The sequence below is a fragment of the Thermotomaculum hydrothermale genome (assembly GCF_016592575.1).
GTDB lineage: Bacteria > Acidobacteriota > Holophagae > Thermotomaculales > Thermotomaculaceae > Thermotomaculum > Thermotomaculum hydrothermale.
On the sequence record NZ_AP017470.1, the window covers coordinates 225,806 to 242,841 of the forward strand.

The following is a 17,036-nucleotide window of genomic DNA, read 5'->3' on the forward strand; positions in this document are numbered from 1 at the left end:
ATTGTGTAATTTATTGTTTATAATTTATATTAAGGTTGAGGTGAACAATGAATTACTATGAAATTTTAGGAGTTTCACGTAATGCTTCCATAGATGAAATAACTGCTGCCTTTAAAAAAAAGGTAAGAGATTTACATCCTGATAGATTTAATACTGAGGAAGAAAAGAGAGAAGCAGAGAAACAATTTAAAGAAGTAACACGTGCCTTCAATGTATTAAAAGATCCTGAAAAAAGAAGAGAATATGACAGGCAATTACAGGACTCCTTTTTGAAGGGAGAGAAAAAAACTGTATACTCTTCAGTGAACAGTGACGAATTGTTTAAGAAAGGCCTGGTATTATACAAAAAAGGTGAATATGAAAATGCAGAAACTTTTTTCCAGGGGGCTATTGGCAGGGGGATGGCGACTGCAGATGCATATTACCACCTTGCTTTGGCCCAAATGCATTTGCCAAGGAGAAGTAAAAAGGTTGTTGAAAATCTGGAAAATGCGATAAGCCTTGACCCTTTAAATGTTAAATTTAGAATTGCTCTCGCAGATTTTTATTTGCAAAAGGGAGTTAAATCAAAAGCTATTCATCATTATAAACGTGCTTTAAAGCTTGACCCGAAAAATAAAAGAGCAATAGAAGTTTTGAGAAGTTTTGGTATAATAAAAGAAAAGAATTTTTTAGAAAAGCTGTTCGGGAATCTTTTTAAGAGAGGTTAGGATGAATTACAGTTTTTTTGGGATAACTGATGTAGGGCAGAAAAGATCTCACAATGAGGATGCTTTTTTATACGATGAATCCCACGGATTAGCAGTGGTTGCTGATGGAATGGGTGGGCATGCCGCCGGTGAGATAGCTTCAGGGATTGCGGTAGAAGTGATAAGTGAATTTATAAGAACTATGGATAAAGACGGAGAGGTTACCTGGCCTTTTGATTACAACAATGAATTTTCTTTTGAGGCTAATCTTTTAATTGCAGGAATAAATTTAGCTAATGATAAAATCCTTCAAAAGGTTGAAGAAAATAATAAATTAAAGGGAATGGGGACTACTGTTGTTGCCGGATTGTTTAAAGGAGAAAAAGTTACTATTGCCCATATAGGGGACAGTAGAGCCTATTATTTTAGAAATGGGAAGTTAAACTTAATCACAGAAGACCACTCCTGGGTCAATGAACAATTAAAAAAAGGAATTATAAGTGAAGAACAGGCAAGGGAACACCCTTTTAAAAATGTGGTTACGCAGGCCTTAGGTAGTGGCGAAAAATTATTTGTGGATATAGATGAGGTAAAAGTAGCAAGTGATGATATTTTCCTTTTTTGTAGCGATGGAGTTAATTCTATGTTAAGTTATGAAGAGATGCAGGGTATTTTTGAGAAATTCAATGGAGATATTGAGCAGTTGGGAAAAAAGTTAATTGAGGGAGCAAATCAGGCTGGAGGGGATGACAATATAACCGTTGTTATTGTGAGGGCTTATGAATAAGTGTAAATTTTCCTTGACAAAAAGGCGTTTTTCTTTTATTGTAAATTCTAAATTGATATAAAAAAAATATTAGGAAGGTGGGCTGTGTTATTTAAGAGAAAAAAACAATTAATCGGGCTTGACATTGGTTCTTCTTTTGTAAAACTTGTGGAATTAAAAGATTTAGGTAAGGGGAAAAATTTTCAACTTGTGAATGTTGGAGTTGAACCAGTTCCGCCTCAAAGTATAGTTGATGGCGGGATAATGGATTCATTTGCCGTATCTGAGGCGGTAAGAGCGCTTTTTGAGAGATTAAATGTTAAAAATGAGAAAGTAGCTATTGCCGTTTCTGGTAATGGGGTAATTATAAAAAAAATTACCTTGCCAAAAATGAGCATGGAGGAATTAAACGACCAGATTAAATTTGAGGCAGAGCAATATATTCCTTTTGAAATTGACGAGGTGAATATTGACTATGAGGTTGTAGATTCCAGTGAAGATGACCAGATGGATGTGGTGTTGGTTGCGGCAAAGAAGGATGTCATAAGCGATTATACCTCAGTTGTTGTTCAGGCGGGACTTGAGCCACTTGTAGTTGATGTTGCCGCATTTGCTCTCCAAAACGCCTATGAGTTTAACCATTTAATAGATCAGGATTTAATTACCGCTCTTGTTAATATAGGGGCATCCTCCACCAATATAAATATTCTTTTAGGTAACAAATCATTATTCTGGAGAGACCTTTCTGTTGGAGGTTCTCTCTACACTCAAAATATTCAGAAAGAGCTTGGAATTGATTTTGATAGTGCAGAGAATCTAAAAAAAGGCAATAATGTTGAGGGCATTGCATTTGACAGCGTAATACCTATTATTAATCAAACATCAGAGGAGTTGATAGGAGAATTTTTGAAAACCTTTGAGTTTTTTAAAGCAACTTCCCAGTTTTCAACAATTGATAAAATTGTGTTATCCGGTGGAGCTGCAAAAACCCACGGCCTTGATAAGATGTTAGAGGATAAATCAGGAGTTAGGGTTGAAATATTTAACCCCTTTGAAAACATAAAGGTTGATGAAAGTGTATTTGACCCTGAGTTTATAAATGATGTATCTACAATGGTTTCAATAGCAGTGGGATTATCACTGAGAAAGGAGATGTAAATGATACAAATAAATCTTCTTTCAGGGAAGGAAAATTTAGCAAAAGATTTTGATACAAAGGTGTTTGCCCCGAAAGAAACAGGCGGTGGTGGAGATAAGAGCGATCAGTTAATCCAAATGGGCGCAGCGGTTGTTTTTATTATTGGTCTTGTTATTCTTGGTATCTGGATGTTTATGGCGTATAACGGGGTAAGTAAAGCCAAAAGGCTGCTTGCTCAGAAAAGGGCAGAAAAGAAAAAGTATGAAAGTTTAATAAAAGAGCAAGATGCTCTCCAAAAGGAACTGGATTTATTGAAAAAGAAGACTGATTTAATTAATAATCTTAAATCCAGGCAGTCAATCCCAGTTAAGATTCTTGAAGAGTTGTTTAATAGATGTCCGGATAGTGTGTGGTTTGAAAGCATTTCTAAAAAGGGAAATCTTCTTGATTTGAAAGGGCAGGCAAAAAACTCAGAATCAGCGAACAATTACTACCAATTTTTGTCAGAATCCCCTATTGTTAAATCATTGCAATATCCTATTTTGAAAAAAGTTGAAAAATCAAAAATCCCGGGTATTGTTTATTTTGAATTTAAAATAACATTAAAAGATAAGATGGATAAGGAGTGAGTTATGGAAAATCTATCTCCTAAGGCACAGGCCGGGTTGCTAATAGGTTTGCTTGCTATTTTTTACCTTATAGGGTATTTGGTTTTTATAAAAGGCTGGTATTCGTCCACAGCTTCTTACAATAAGCAAATAGAAAAACTTGATAAAGAAATAAAAGAAGCAAAAAAGCTAACAAAACATATTGAACAATTTAGAGCAAAAAAGAAGGATTTGCAAAATCAATTAAAAATATTGAAACAAATTCTTCCTAGCAAAGAGGAAGCAGGCCAGCTTTACAGTAAATTAAATAAAATGGCTCAGGAAAGTGGAGTAGAAATAGTTGAAATTAAGGCAGGACAGAAAAAGCCCATGGGCATAACCTTTGAGCTTCCTTACAAGATCAAAATGAAAGCAAGGTATCATGATGTTGGCTTTTTCTTTGCAAAACTTGCAAACTTTGAAAAAATTATCAATATAACAGAGTTTAAAATGGAAAAACCAAAAAAGATTACTTCTAAATATTCAGTTTTTGTTGATTGTACAGCTTCCACATATATTTACAACGAGAATGCAGACAATATGGAGGCCGACAATTCAACAAATAGAAGGAGAAGAAGATGAAAAAGGTAACAGTAATATTAATAGTGCTTTCTTTTGTCTTCTCTGGGGTTGCGCAGGTCAAGGATAAAAAAGAGAATAAATCTCAGGTTCCTGAGGTTGTTATGCCGTTTACTTATCAACCTAAATCAAAAAGGGATCCTTTTATTTCCCCTTTTGACCTTGAAATGCTAAAAACCGGGAAAAAGAAAAAGATTCCTGGAATAGCAGGGATGTCAATTGATGAGATTGTTTTACAGGGAATTATAAAGTCAAAGAAAAGAGGGTACGAGGCTCTTGTTTTAGGTAGTGATAATAAAGTTTACTGGATAAAACCGGGGGATAAGTTATACGATGGAGAGGTATTAGAAATTGGAATGGGCAAAAAATCTCCGGATGAAATTTCGTCTCCTGCTGAGGCTGGAAAAGTTTTTGGGTATGTTATTTTCAGGCAGTACGTTAATGACCCAAGTTTAATTAAACCTTACAAAGACATAAAAAAATATTTGGATAAATAGGAGGGGTAAATGTTTAAACGTGTTTTTCTGTTACTTTGCTTAATATCGTTAAGCCAGGTGGTGTTTGGGTTTTCTATTAAGGGGATAAACTTTGTAGAAAACAAAAGTGGGACAAAAGTTACTGTTATTCATGACAGCAATAACCCCCTCCACTATAATATTGTGACAAATAACGGGAGATTGTTTGTGGTTGAAATAGAGGGGATTGGAAATATAAAAACAGAGGTTCCTGTTATAAATACAGAAGAGGTAATGTCATTCAATGCTGAACCTATTGATGATGTTATTAGATTGACCTTTTTGCTAAAGGATAATGTGAAGGCCAAAGTATTGAACAATCCAAGAACCCTGTCTTTTATATTCTATCCTGTAAAGGATAAAACGACTATAAAATCAATTGATGTTGAAGATGTCCTTGACAACTTAACTCTTGTAAAGTTTGCATGCAATAAAAAACCTTATTATACAATTGAAAAAGACAACAATATTGTGACTTTAGTTTTGCATAATGCATCTTTAGCAACTAATATCAATGATATAAAAGGCGTTAAAGTATCGCAGCTTGATGATGATGTAATTGTAAAAGTTCAGAAAGATGTTGAACACCTTTCAACCAGGGTTAAGTTTTCAAACAACAGCTTACTTCTCTATGTAGGCGAACAGGTTCAAGCTGCACAGGAAACTACCCCAGAACAAGTAACCGGGAATGAGGAACTGCAGTATGCTTTTTTAACAAAGACTATTGCAGGTGGCCAAAAAAAGTATGTGGGAGAAAAGATTGGTTTAATTGATATTAAAGATATTGATATAAGAGATTTGCTCAGATACATAGCAGATTTTGCAGGCTTAAACCTTATTGTTGATTCCTCTGTTGAAGGGACTGCTACATATAGATTTAAAGATATTCCCTGGGATCAGGCATTAGACATTATATTAAAAGACAAAGGTTTGGGAAGTGAATTACAAAACGGTGTTTTAAGGGTTGCAACACTTGATAAGTTTAGAAAAGAGGCTGAAGAGAGAAGAAAACTTAAAGAGGAAAAGGAACTTGCAGTAGATACTCAGACAATAGCAAAATCCCTTTCATATGCAAAAGCAAAAGAAGTTGAACCTATTTTGAAATCATTCCTTTCAAAAAGAGGGCAGATAATTGTTGATGAAAGGACAAATACCGTAATTATTACAGATATTCCCAAAAAGATCCCGCCTATTTTAGAAATGATTGACCTTCTTGATAGGGCGAATACTCAGGTACTTATTGAGGCAAGAATTGTAGAAACCAAAAAGGTTTTTGCAAAAGAAATAGGTATTCAATGGGGATTCACTGGAATATACGATTCATCTCTGGGTACCCAGACAGGTATGTCATTTCCAAATACTATTAGGGTAGGTGGAACTGTAAACCCGGCAGACGGGACATTGGGGCCAATTGGAAGTGGTTATGCGGTTAATTTGCCTGCTGTGAATACTACATCTTCAATAGGATTGATGTTAGGGAATGTCTTAGGTTCATTCTCCCTTGATATGGTTTTGTCTGCAATGGAAAATGAAGGAATGGGAAGGATTTTATCAAGACCTCATGTCGTTGCTCAGAATAATAAAACAGCGGTTATTGAAAGTGGTGCGAGAATCCCTATTCAGACAGTTCAGAACAATACGGTAACTGTGAAGTACATTAATGCTTCGTTGAAATTAGAGGTGACACCTCAGATTACGGCTGAAGGAACTATAATTATGGATTTGAATGTTAAAAAAGAGGAGCCTGACTGGACACATACTGTTCAGGGTAACCCGACAATTATTACAAGAAATGCAAATACCCAGGTGCTTGTAAAGGATGGCGGCACTACGGTAATAGGTGGAATTTTCCAGGTAAATGATCAGAATTCTAACGACTATGTTCCAGGTTTAAGAAACATTCCGTTGATAAGCTGGTTATTTAGGCACAAGCTTGAAAGTTCTGAAAATAATGAATTATTGATTTTTATAACCCCAAAAATAGTTAAATAAATATATATGAGGGAGAAAGATATGATGAAAAGACTTTTAACAATTTTTAGCCTTTTTATAGTTGTTGCAGGAATGGTTGCTTGTAGTGGTGGTGCAGAGGGCGATCCTCAGGTGCCCAGCACTTTTAAAATTGAAAGTGTACTGTCAGAGGGAAATACCAACAATGTGGAAGCTGATATGATTAATAGTGATGATGGTCTTACTGCTGATTATGTTTCAGTTACTGTTAGCAATTACTTAAAAAATGCATCCGCTACTCCTTCACACTTTAACGACATTACAATTTACAAGTACAGCGTTCATTTTTATAGAAACGATGGCGGAACAGTGTTTAGCGACTTTGAAAGAGCAGTAACAGAGACAGTTCAGGTAAACTCTACAAAAACATTTAGTCTTGAATTGGTAAGGTTAGATGAAAAAACCCATGGTGCTCTTGCTGGGACTTACTCCCCTTACGAAATGAATGCTGAAATTACCCTTTATGGTAAAAACGGTTCAGGCCAGTATGTTCAGGCTAAGGGGACAATTGGCATTACAATTGCCAACTTTGGAAACGATACCGCCAGCCTTACTCCTTCAATTGATTTGTTAAGTGCAGACAAAACTATAATTTCAGACGGCGATGATGTAACATTATTCTGGTTGTTATCCGGTAGTGTTGCTGAAATAGTTATTCAACCTGGAGATATCCATCTTAACCCGGTTGATTACTACCCTTACGGTTCTTATACTCTTCATAATGTCACTCCTCCCGTAACTTACACATTAATTGTTTCAAGCCCGTTTGGAACTGCTTCTTCAGAGGTTTCTATAGATTCTGCTGCAACTTCTGGCGGTGTTATTGACCCTGTTATAAACCTTTTTATGGTTTCTCCAACAACTATAAGCGCAGGTCAGCAGGCGGTTATCAGTTATGATGTCTCAAATGCCGATTCTTTAACTCTTTACCCAGGAGCCCAGACTTTAACATTACCTTCAGGTGAAATAACTGTAAGCCCAACATATACGACAGATTATGTATTGCTTGCAAAGAATAATTCTGGAGGAATGGCAAGTGCAACTCAAACATTAACAGTAAACAATGTGACTGAAGCAAGTATTACAATGTTTACTGGCTCAAGGAAAGAAGTAGAGGCTGGTGATGTAATTACTTTATACTGGACTATTGAGGGTACTTACGATAAAGCTGAAATTTTCCCATGGAATGCTGCTAACGATACAGACAAGATAATGGAAGTTACTGGAATGAACTCTATTACAACTCCTCCTATTAATAATGACACTACCTTTGTACTCTCTGTATACTCAGGGAACAAAGTGATCAATGCTACATTTGAAGTTACTCTTGCGCAAAACAATTAAGGGAGTTAAATGCTCGAAAAGATTGATTTAGTAAAACAGGTTGAGAAAAAGATAAAAAACAATGATTATAAAGGGGCACTTGGTGACATCACCAGGTGCCTCGAATTGTATCCAAATTTTATTGTAGCCAAGGTTTTGAAGGCAGAGTGCCTGCTTAACCTTAATAATGCGGAAGAGGCTCTCGCTCTTGCAAATGAAGTATTATTTTCAAGTCCTGATAATATTAAAGCAAGAAAGATTGCTATTGAGGCTAATTTAAGAGTGGGTAATGTAGAAGAAGCAAAAAGTCATGTTGATTTTTTAGGCTTTCTTCTTCCTGCAAATCACCCTTATTTAGATGAAATTAAGAAGAAGATTAATGAACAAGAAAAGTTAAGTCAGGTTGACAATGATGAAACCTTTGAAATTGAAAGAACTGAATTAACTAATGATAAAGATGAACAGCCAGATGAAGTTATTGAAAATGTAGATCAGGAATTAAAAGAAGAAGACTACCCTGTTGAGAAAACAAAAGAGATTTCTGAAGACGAAAGAATAGAAACTGATAGGGACGAAGATGAATTGGTAAAGGATTCTGAAGAAAAAGAAGATGATTTCCTGATTGAATCTCAGGATATTGAGGAAGAAATCGGAGATGAGTATTCAAGCGGAGAGCAGGTAGATGAAATTAAAAAAGAAGAAGTTGTAACAGGAGTTCTTCCGGATCAGATTTCAACAGTCACATTACCTGACAAAAAAGAAGAGCCTGAAATAAAGACAAGGACACTGGCTTTGATATATGAAAGACAGGGTATGTTTGAAGAGGCTCTTGAGATATTAGAGAATCTTTTTGATGAAACTCAAGATATAGAGCTTCTAAAAGATATTGAAAGAATTAAAACCAAATTAAAGGGCGGAGATAAAAACGAATTTGTTATTAAAAAAATAAAGATTCTTGAAAATTGGTTAGAGAGAGTGAAATGGCATTCAAGCAATTAATATCAGATTTAAATGTAAAATCTATTCTGGTTTTTGATAGTCAAGGCTTGTTGATATACTCTTCTGAGGCAATCTATGATTATATCCATGAGCCTGAAATGTTAGCTGTAGAATTGTTGGATTTTGTTAATTCTTTGCAACCTTTGCCTTTGTTTTTCCCTGACCATTATATTATTAAGGCTGATGGTCTCAATTTTTTTGTAAAAAAACACCAGGATTTTTATGTTGTGCTGCTTGCAGATGATAGCAGATTGTTAAAAGCCAATCTGGATTTTATAAAAGTTTATAATAGGGTAATAAAGACTCTTTTATGAAAAATTTCCAATTTGATTTTAAAAATAGAATTCAAAAATTAAGAGATTTTTTGTGTTTGAAGAAACAAAAGGCAGTTTTATTTACTGATTTAAAGGATATTTTTTATTTTTCAGGCTTTAAAGGTAGTAAAGCCTTTTTATTGATTACTGGCGACAAAGAATTTCTTATTACTGATTTCAGATACTTTGAAAAAGTTGATAAAGATGGTTGTTACGGTGAATTATTTAAGGTTAAATCAAGCTATTTTGATGATACTGCTGGATTTATTTTTTCTCTTAAAATTAAAGAAATTGTATTAGATGAGGCCAAAACAACTTGTGAGATTTACAATGAATTAACCTCACGATTACCTGAGACATCTTTTTCTTTTCAAAAAAATATTAGTAACGAAATAAGAGGTGTAAAAGAGAAAGAAGAAATTGAAATTATAAAGGAGGGGGCTTTAAAAACCTCAAAAGTTTTTGAGAAAGCCCTTTCTTTTTTGACAAAGGGGATAACGGAGAAATCTTTTGCTTTAATCCTTGAAGATCTGCTTAAAAAAGAGGGTTTTGAAAATGTGTCTTTTCCCCCTATTGTGTTGTTTGGGAAAAATTCAAGTATGCCCCATGGAGAATCAGGTAATACTCCATTAGATGAAAATCAGGCTGTGCTTGTTGATTTTGGCGGTATATATAAAGGCTATTGTACAGATTTTACAAGAACCTTGTTTTTTGGTAATCCCGATAGTTCTTTTATACACATTTACTCTAAACTTTTAAATTGTCAGAAAACTGTTATAGATAAAGCTCGTACCGGGATGAAGGCTTTTCAAGTTGATGCTATTGGTAGAGAGTGTCTTGATTCTGTTAGCCTGGGAGAATTTTTTCAACACAGCCTTGGACATGGAGTAGGGCTTGAGATTCATGAATCCCCTATGGTTTCCCCCTTTAGTGATATTGTTATTGAGAATGGAATGGTTTTTACTGTTGAGCCTGGAGTTTATTTTGAAAATAGGTTTGGCATTAGAATAGAAGATATGGTTGTAGTTGAAAATGATAGGTTGAATGTATTGACTGATTTTCCAAAAGAACTTATACTCATTAAGCAGGAATAATGGAGGTGAAATATGTACGATACAAGTGACTTTAGAAATGGTCTAAAAATTGAAATTGATGGCACCCCTTTTGAAATAATAGAGTTTTTACATGTAAAACCTGGGAAGGGTGGTGCTTTTGTTAGAACAAAGTTAAAAAATCTTCAAACCGGGGCGGTTTTAAACAAAACCTTTCGTTCAGGTGAAAAGGTGGGCAAACCTGACCTTGTTGATAGACATATGCAGTTTCTTTACTCTCAGGGCGATGAATTGGTTTTTATGGATCTGGAAACATACGAACAATTTACTATTCCCTTTGAAAAGATAGAGGATAAAGCAAAATTTTTGAAGGAAAATATGGAAGTAGACGTTCTATACTATAAAAATGAACCTATCTCTGTTGAGTTACCTACTTTTGTAGAATTAGAGGTTGTGGAAACAGAGCCTGGATTTAAGGGAGACACAGCAACTGGTGGAACGAAGCCGGCTGTTCTTGAAACAGGAGCTAAAATAAATGTCCCTCTGTTTATTAATGTTGGGGATAAATTAAAGATTGACACCAGAACCGGTCAGTATGTTGAGAGGGTGAAATAATGGATATAAAAGAAATAAAACAATTGATGGAAGCATTTGCTAAAAATGGTTTGACAAAGCTTGAACTTACAAATGGAGATTTTAGTATAAAATTAAAAAAAGAGGTCTCTGAAGTAAAGGTTGTGCAAGCAGGAGAACCAGTCCATGTTCCTTCTGTTACCCCTGCAAAGGTGGAAACTGTTGAAGAAAAAGAAGAGGGAGACGAAAACCTGATATACATTACATCTCCAATTATTGGAACATTTTACAGAGCACCCAGTCCAGATTCAGACCCTTATGTAGAGGTTGGAAGCAGGGTGAAAAAGGGAGATGTTCTTTGCATCGTTGAAGCTATGAAAATTATGAATGAAATTGAAAGTGAGTATGATGGGGTAATTGTCAAAATCTTCCCGAAAAATGCTGAGGCTGTGGAATACGGCCAGAAGCTTTTTGCGTTAAAGCCTGAGTAATAAGGGAAAGGTATGTTTAAAAAGATTCTTATTGCGAACAGAGGAGAGATTGCTCTTCGAGTAATTAATGCTTGCAGGGAATTGGGAATAAAAACTGTTGCAGTATACTCTGAAGCAGACAAAGACTCTCTTCATGTTAAATTTGCTGATGAGTGCATATGCATAGGTCCTCCGCAAAGTTATAAAAGTTATTTGCATATACCTTCTATCATTGCAGCGGCAGAAATTACAGGGGCTGATGCTATACACCCTGGATATGGTTTTCTTGCTGAAAATGCTCAATTTGCTGAAGTGTGTAAAAGTTGTGGCATTACTTTTATAGGGCCGGAACCTGATCACATAAGGCTTATGGGAGACAAGGCTGTTGCAAGGCAAACTGTAATGAAGAAAAATGTTCCTGTTGTTCCTGGTAGCGAAGGTGGATTGTCCGATATTGGTGAATTAAAGTCATTGGCAGCTAAAATTGGGTACCCTGTAATCCTTAAAGCCTCGGCAGGTGGAGGCGGAAAGGGAATGAGAGTTGTCTGGAGCGAGGATGAACTACAGTCGCAATTTGAAACAGCAAAAAATGAAGCAATGGCAGCTTTCGGCAATCCAGAGATATACCTTGAAAAATATATTGTTAATCCCAGGCATATTGAGATTCAGATTGTGGCGGATAAATTTGGCCATGTTATTTACCTTGGTGAAAGAGAATGCTCAATTCAAAGGAATCATCAGAAAATTATTGAAGAGGCACCGTCATCGGTTTTGACTGATGATTTAAGAAAAGCCATGGGACAGGCTGCAAAAAAAGTTGCATCTGCTATTGGATACTCCAATGTGGGAACGGTGGAATTTTTATTAGACAAGGACAATAACTTTTATTTTATGGAAATGAATACCAGAATTCAGGTAGAACATACTGTAACAGAAGGAATTACAGACATTGACCTTGTTAAACTTCAGATTGAGCTTGCAGCAGGGGAAAAATTAAAATTAAAACAAAAAGATATTAGGATTACTGGGCATGCAATTGAGTGCAGGGTAAATGCTGAAGACCCAAAAACTTTTATGCCATCTCCAGGTAAGATTGAAGCTTTTCATACCCCAGGAGGACCAGGAATAAGAATTGATACTGCAGCCTACGCAGGCTATACAGTTCCTCCATATTATGATTCAATGATTGCCAAAGTGATTGCCCATGGGAGAAACAGGGAAGAAGCAATTGCCAGAATGAAAAGGGCGTTGGAAATGTTTCTTATTGAGGGGATAAAAACAAATATCCCATTACATTTAAAGATTCTTGAAGACGAGTTTTTTATTAAAGGGGAAATTAATACACACTTTATGGAAGAGTTTTTCAGGAGAAATGAGATATCTGGTACTGAGTGATATTCACTCAAATATTGATGCTTTCAATTCGGTTTTATCTTTCTTTAAGAGGAAAAAATACAATAAAATTCTGTTTTTAGGTGACCTTGTAGGCTATGCTGCTGCCCCCAATCAGGTTGTTGAAAAATTCCGCTCATTGAAAAATGTGCTTTATGTTAGAGGGAATCACGATAAGGTATGTTCAGGCATAGAAAAAGGCAATCATTTTAATGATAAGGCAAAGGCAGCAGCTTTGTGGACTATGAAAAAGCTTACCAGGAATAACCTAAATTTTCTAAAAAAAATGCCCCAAGGACCCTTGGAAGTTAACAATGATATTCTAATAGCCCATGGTTCACCAATAAACGAAGACTTCTATATTTTTTCTGACTTTGATGCCTATCAGATTTTTATGCAGACAAATCACTTTATTACATTTATTGGGCATACTCACTTACCAATTGTATATGAGTTTGATGGAGAAGATGTAAATGGATTCTTTTTAAGGGATAGAATGGTAATAAAACTTGATAGGAAAAAAAGGTATATTATAAATCCTGGTTCTGTTGGCCAGCCAAGAGATAGAGACCCCAGAGCATCTGCTATTATTTATGACAGTAAACTTGACAAAATTTATGCGTATAGAATAAATTACAATATTAACAAAGCTTTTGATAGGATTGTTAAAGAAAGGCTTCCTATTCATCTTGCTATAAGGCTGGGGTATGGAGTTTAAAGGGAAAAAGGGATTTACTGTAATTGAATTAATGGTCGTAATGACCATTATTCTTTTGCTGGCATCAGTGGCTGTTAAAATTAACAAAAAAGCCATTATTAAAGCAAAAGAAGCGGTATTAAAGGAGAACCTGTTTCAAATGAGGCAGGCTATTGAGCAGTACTATGCAGACAAGGGGCACTATCCAGATAGTCTTGAAACACTGGTTGACGATGGATATATGAGAGAAATCCCCAAAGACCCATTCACAAAATCTTCAGACACATGGCAGGTTGAATATGAAAACCCTGAAGATGTAGGTGAAGATTATGAGCCTGGTATAATTGATGTAAAAAGTGGATACTCAGGTAAAGCTCTGGATGGGACAAACTATGATGAGTGGTAACAATAAGGGGTATATATTAACTGCTACAATAGTAATGATTGTAATCCTCTCTATTTCAATGGCTTTAATTGCGGAAAAATGGACATATGTTGTAAAAAGGGAAAAAGAAAATGAACTTTTATTTAGAGGAGAGCAATACGCTCAGGCTATAAGAAGGTTTTATTTAACCCATAAAAGGTATCCCTTTGAGTTAAAAGAATTAATTGAAAGTAATCCAAGGTGTATAAGAAGGCTTTACAGAGAGCCTTTTTCAAAGGATGGTAAATGGGGACTTATTTATTTGTCAGACCTGGCCAGCGGGAAAGTTTTTAAAAAAACAAATACTGCAGAAGAAGGAAACGGTAAGCAAACTTCAAACCCTAATCCTGTTCCAGTGGGACAAATATACAATAAATCAAGCCAGCCTATTATAACCGGGCAAATTGTAGGTGTATTTTCAAAGTCTAAAGACAGGCCTTATAAAGACTTTATGAAAGGGGATGTGTATTCAGATTGGAAGTTTATAGCCCCGGTAATAACCAGAAACAAGAAAATAGAATTAAGGAGAGAGTCTGATGAAATTCAACGAAAATAATTTAACGACTGCTTCCGAATGTTTAAAGGTGTTGTCCCATCCTCTGCGCTTAATGATACTTTTTTTAATTAAAGACCAATCTTTAAATGTTTCTTCAATTGAAAAGCTAACAGGGGCAACCCAGTCAAATGTATCACAGCACCTTGCAATAATGAGGTATAACGGGATGGTTAAACAGGAGAAAAAAGGGAATGAGGTATATTATACTGTTGCTACAGAAAGACTTAAAAAATTGTTGGAATTAATCGGAGAATTACTCTGTGAAAAACATTAACTATATTATTGCTACTTTCTTTTATTGCGGCTATTTTCCTTTTGCCCCCGGGACTTTTGCTTCTTTAGTTGCAGGTTTATTAGGTTATTTTATTCTTTTAGAGGCAAATTATTTAACTTTGGTAGCTGTTTTTTTCATTATTACCATTGCTGGTTTTTTAACATCAGGAATTATAGAAAATTACGAAAATAAAGAAGACCCTTCCATTGTGGTGATCGATGAGGCTTCAGGAATTTTGGTTTCAATGCTGATAGTTGGTTTTTTTTATGAGAACTATTTTTTAAATTTTATTCTATCTTTTGTTTTTTTCAGGTTTTACGATATAACAAAATTTTTCCCTGTTAATAAAATGGAAAAAATAAAAGGTGGAAGTGGTATAATGCTTGATGACATAGTGGCAGGAATAATGGCCGGTGTTTCGGTATTAATAATAGTTTTTATAGCGGGAAAGATAAAATGAAAACTTTTTTTCATAGAGAATCAGATTTTTCTTTAAATGCATCTGTGGTTACCATTGGGAATTTTGACGGGGTACATTTAGGGCATCAGAAGATTATTAACCTTGCTAAAGAAAGTGCTGAGAAAATGCAATTACCTCTTGTGGTTGTAAGTTTTGATCCACATCCGGGAAAGGTACTATACCCTGCAAATGCTCCTAAATTAATTAAAACGAGAAAACAGAAGAGGGATTTGCTCAGAAAAATGGGGGTTGACTATTTTTATGTTATTAACTTTACCCCTTCTTTTGCTAAAAAATCCCCAGAGGAATTTGTTGACGAGGTTTTAATAGATTCTTTGGGGGCAAAAAAGGTTTTTGTGGGATTTAACTTCGCATTTGGTAGAGATAGAAGCGGAGACCTCTCTTTTTTAAAAAAACAGGGTGAAAAAAAAGGGTTTGATGTAATAGCGGTACCTCCTGTTAAAGTTGATGGAGAGATTGTTTCAAGTTCCTTAATCAGAAAACTGCTTGAAGAGGGTATGGTTAAGAAAGCAAATAAGTTTTTAGGAAGGCATTATTATCTTGAAGGGATTGTAATCCATGGGGAACAAAGGGGGAGAAAAATAGGTTTCCCAACTGCTAATATTATTACTGAAAATGAACTTGTTCCCAGATTAGGGGTTTATGCTTCATACACAAAACTAAACAGTATAAATTATCCCAGCATTACAAATATTGGCTATAAACCAACCTTTGGAAGTGAAAAGATTATTGTTGAAACATATATATTTGATTTTGACAGAGAAATTTATGGGGAACTAATAGAGGTAAAGTTTGTGGATTTCATAAGGCCTGAAAAGAAATTTTCAGGGGTTGATGAACTTGTAAAAGAGATAAAAGCGAATTGTGAACAGTGTAAAAACATTCTAAAAAGAAATGGATTTTTAGAAAAATTAATTTAGAAGAAACTTTTTTTTATATAAAATGCTTGATTTAACTTTTTTAAACTATTACAATTAAGACAAGAATTTTACTTTTTAGGAGTGGATTTATGAAAATTAGAAAAAAAGTTTTATTTTTTGCAATGTTTCTAATGATTTTTGCCGGTATGTCTTATGCTGAGATTACAGTTGAAAAGCATTGGACTCCGTATAATCCTCCTACATCATATCCAGATGGCACAAAAGTATACATAATTGTTAAAGGAGATACACTCTGGGACCTTGCAGGGAAGTTTTTTAATAACCCCTATCTCTGGCCAAAGATCTGGGAAAAGAATAAATATATAACAGACCCACACTGGATTTATCCGGGAGACCCTCTTGTAATAGAAGAAGTAGAAACAGTTAAAGAAGCAAAAGCGGAGACTCAGCCGGAGCAGGAAGTAAAAGAGTTTCAGGAAGAAAAAGAAGAAAAGGTTGAAGAACCCACACATAAAGAAATACAACAGGTAAATTCAAAAGAAGAGGCTAAAGTAACTGAATCAGCTACAGTAGCAGATATAAAAAATGCTATGTATTCGATTACTGTTGACTCTCCAAAAGACTATGAAGCTAAAAGCTTTAACGGAGTTGTTGTAGAGGGAGATGAAGACGAACAACTTACATTTGCTGTACCTGATGTTATTTATGCAAAAGAATTTGCAGACGGGAAATTAGTTGCAAATGAAACTTATGCAGTTGTTAGACCTGAAAAAGTGGTTAAAGTTGAGAAAGATAAGTATGTTGTTATACTCCAGAGGCTTGCAGATGTTAAAGTTCTCTGCGTAAACGATGGCATTGCAACAGCAAAATTTATTTACTCTTCCCATCCTGTTGAGAGGGGAGATTTTCTTGTTAAATTAGAGTATGAACCTATTCCTTTAATGGTGGATTATAAACCAAAAACAGGGGATTGCCAGATTCCTGACAGGGCAAAGATGTTGAAAATATACATGGCGAAAGATAAGGCCTACCATGCAGGCCAGGGCTCTACGGTTGTTATTGAAGGGGGAGAAAAAGGCGGACTTAACGCAGGGGATATTGTACAGTTTTTTAGAAAATTAAAACATATTGACAGATATATCTATCTTGGAGAAGGAGTTGTTCTATTTTCCAATGATTACACCTCAACTGTTAAGGTTGTTTATTCAGAAAAAGAAATGCCTGTTGAGGAAACAGTAGCTGTAAAAAGGTAAGAA

At 35.2% G+C, this 17,036-nt stretch carries 21 protein-coding genes; all 21 read left to right on the plus strand.

Annotated elements, in window-relative coordinates:
• The first annotated feature begins 47 nt into the window (after positions 1-47).
• The gene (locus TTHT_RS01025) at positions 48-710 is read left to right on the plus strand and encodes a J domain-containing protein (RefSeq protein ID WP_201328182.1); all 663 of its coding nucleotides are present in this window, start codon (positions 48-50) and stop codon (positions 708-710) included.
• Between the two features lies 1 nt (position 711).
• On the plus strand, positions 712-1,476 hold the full coding sequence (locus TTHT_RS01030; protein ID WP_201328183.1) for a Stp1/IreP family PP2C-type Ser/Thr phosphatase: 765 nt from the start codon (positions 712-714) through the stop codon (positions 1,474-1,476).
• Positions 1,477-1,560: 84 nt separating this feature from the next.
• Entirely contained in the window at positions 1,561-2,613 is a 1,053-nt protein-coding gene (gene pilM, locus TTHT_RS01035; protein ID WP_201328184.1) for a type IV pilus assembly protein PilM, read from the plus strand.
• Positions 2,614-3,222: a PilN domain-containing protein gene (locus TTHT_RS01040; protein WP_201328185.1), complete on the plus strand. Its 609-nt coding sequence runs from the start codon at positions 2,614-2,616 to the stop codon at positions 3,220-3,222.
• A gap of 3 nt (positions 3,223-3,225) precedes the next feature.
• Complete coding sequence (locus TTHT_RS01045) at positions 3,226-3,822, plus strand: type IV pilus inner membrane component PilO (protein WP_201328186.1); 597 nt, start codon at positions 3,226-3,228, stop codon at positions 3,820-3,822.
• Positions 3,819-4,316 carry a hypothetical protein gene (locus tag TTHT_RS01050; RefSeq protein ID WP_201328187.1) on the plus strand — a complete coding sequence of 166 codons (498 nt, stop codon included), beginning with the start codon at positions 3,819-3,821 and terminating at the stop codon, positions 4,314-4,316. The genes TTHT_RS01045 and TTHT_RS01050 overlap by 4 nt, the downstream gene beginning before the upstream one ends.
• Before the next feature lie 9 nt (positions 4,317-4,325).
• The gene (locus tag TTHT_RS01055) at positions 4,326-6,326 is read left to right on the plus strand and encodes a type IV pilus secretin PilQ (RefSeq protein WP_201328188.1); all 2,001 of its coding nucleotides are present in this window, start codon (positions 4,326-4,328) and stop codon (positions 6,324-6,326) included.
• Between the two features lie 21 nt (positions 6,327-6,347).
• Positions 6,348-7,688, plus strand: a complete 1,341-nt coding sequence (locus TTHT_RS01060) for a hypothetical protein (protein ID WP_201328189.1) — start codon at positions 6,348-6,350, stop codon at positions 7,686-7,688.
• Between the two features lie 9 nt (positions 7,689-7,697).
• Positions 7,698-8,666, plus strand: coding sequence for a tetratricopeptide repeat protein (locus TTHT_RS01065; RefSeq protein ID WP_201328190.1), 969 nt, complete (start codon positions 7,698-7,700; stop codon positions 8,664-8,666).
• Positions 8,648-8,980: a hypothetical protein gene (locus TTHT_RS01070; protein ID WP_201328191.1), complete on the plus strand. Its 333-nt coding sequence runs from the start codon at positions 8,648-8,650 to the stop codon at positions 8,978-8,980. The genes TTHT_RS01065 and TTHT_RS01070 overlap by 19 nt, the downstream gene beginning before the upstream one ends.
• Positions 8,977-10,074 carry an aminopeptidase P family protein gene (locus TTHT_RS01075; RefSeq protein ID WP_269089392.1) on the plus strand — a complete coding sequence of 366 codons (1,098 nt, stop codon included), beginning with the start codon at positions 8,977-8,979 and terminating at the stop codon, positions 10,072-10,074. Before TTHT_RS01070 ends, TTHT_RS01075 begins: the two co-directional genes overlap by 4 nt.
• Before the next feature lie 12 nt (positions 10,075-10,086).
• Positions 10,087-10,647: an elongation factor P gene (efp, locus tag TTHT_RS01080; protein ID WP_201328193.1), complete on the plus strand. Its 561-nt coding sequence runs from the start codon at positions 10,087-10,089 to the stop codon at positions 10,645-10,647.
• Positions 10,647-11,096, plus strand: a complete 450-nt coding sequence (accB, locus tag TTHT_RS01085) for an acetyl-CoA carboxylase biotin carboxyl carrier protein (protein WP_201328194.1) — start codon at positions 10,647-10,649, stop codon at positions 11,094-11,096. Before efp ends, accB begins: the two co-directional genes overlap by 1 nt.
• A 12-nt stretch (positions 11,097-11,108) precedes the next feature.
• Complete coding sequence (gene accC, locus TTHT_RS01090; protein WP_201328195.1) at positions 11,109-12,470, plus strand: acetyl-CoA carboxylase biotin carboxylase subunit; 1,362 nt, start codon at positions 11,109-11,111, stop codon at positions 12,468-12,470.
• Positions 12,448-13,185, plus strand: a complete 738-nt coding sequence (locus TTHT_RS01095) for a metallophosphoesterase family protein (RefSeq protein ID WP_201328196.1) — start codon at positions 12,448-12,450, stop codon at positions 13,183-13,185. The genes accC and TTHT_RS01095 overlap by 23 nt, the downstream gene beginning before the upstream one ends.
• Positions 13,175-13,570: a prepilin-type N-terminal cleavage/methylation domain-containing protein gene (locus TTHT_RS01100; protein WP_201328197.1), complete on the plus strand. Its 396-nt coding sequence runs from the start codon at positions 13,175-13,177 to the stop codon at positions 13,568-13,570. The genes TTHT_RS01095 and TTHT_RS01100 overlap by 11 nt, the downstream gene beginning before the upstream one ends.
• Complete coding sequence (locus TTHT_RS01105) at positions 13,557-14,144, plus strand: type II secretion system protein (RefSeq protein WP_201328198.1); 588 nt, start codon at positions 13,557-13,559, stop codon at positions 14,142-14,144. The genes TTHT_RS01100 and TTHT_RS01105 overlap by 14 nt, the downstream gene beginning before the upstream one ends.
• Positions 14,125-14,418 carry an ArsR/SmtB family transcription factor gene (locus TTHT_RS01110; protein ID WP_201328199.1) on the plus strand — a complete coding sequence of 98 codons (294 nt, stop codon included), beginning with the start codon at positions 14,125-14,127 and terminating at the stop codon, positions 14,416-14,418. Before TTHT_RS01105 ends, TTHT_RS01110 begins: the two co-directional genes overlap by 20 nt.
• Complete coding sequence (locus TTHT_RS01115) at positions 14,405-14,878, plus strand: phosphatidylglycerophosphatase A family protein (protein WP_201328200.1); 474 nt, start codon at positions 14,405-14,407, stop codon at positions 14,876-14,878. The genes TTHT_RS01110 and TTHT_RS01115 overlap by 14 nt, the downstream gene beginning before the upstream one ends.
• Complete coding sequence (locus TTHT_RS01120; protein WP_201328201.1) at positions 14,875-15,819, plus strand: bifunctional riboflavin kinase/FAD synthetase; 945 nt, start codon at positions 14,875-14,877, stop codon at positions 15,817-15,819. Before TTHT_RS01115 ends, TTHT_RS01120 begins: the two co-directional genes overlap by 4 nt.
• Positions 15,820-15,908: 89 nt before the next feature.
• Positions 15,909-17,033 (plus strand): LysM peptidoglycan-binding domain-containing protein, encoded by a 1,125-nt coding sequence (locus TTHT_RS01125; protein WP_201328202.1) that lies wholly within the window; start codon positions 15,909-15,911, stop codon positions 17,031-17,033.
• Positions 17,034-17,036: the final 3 nt, after the last annotated feature.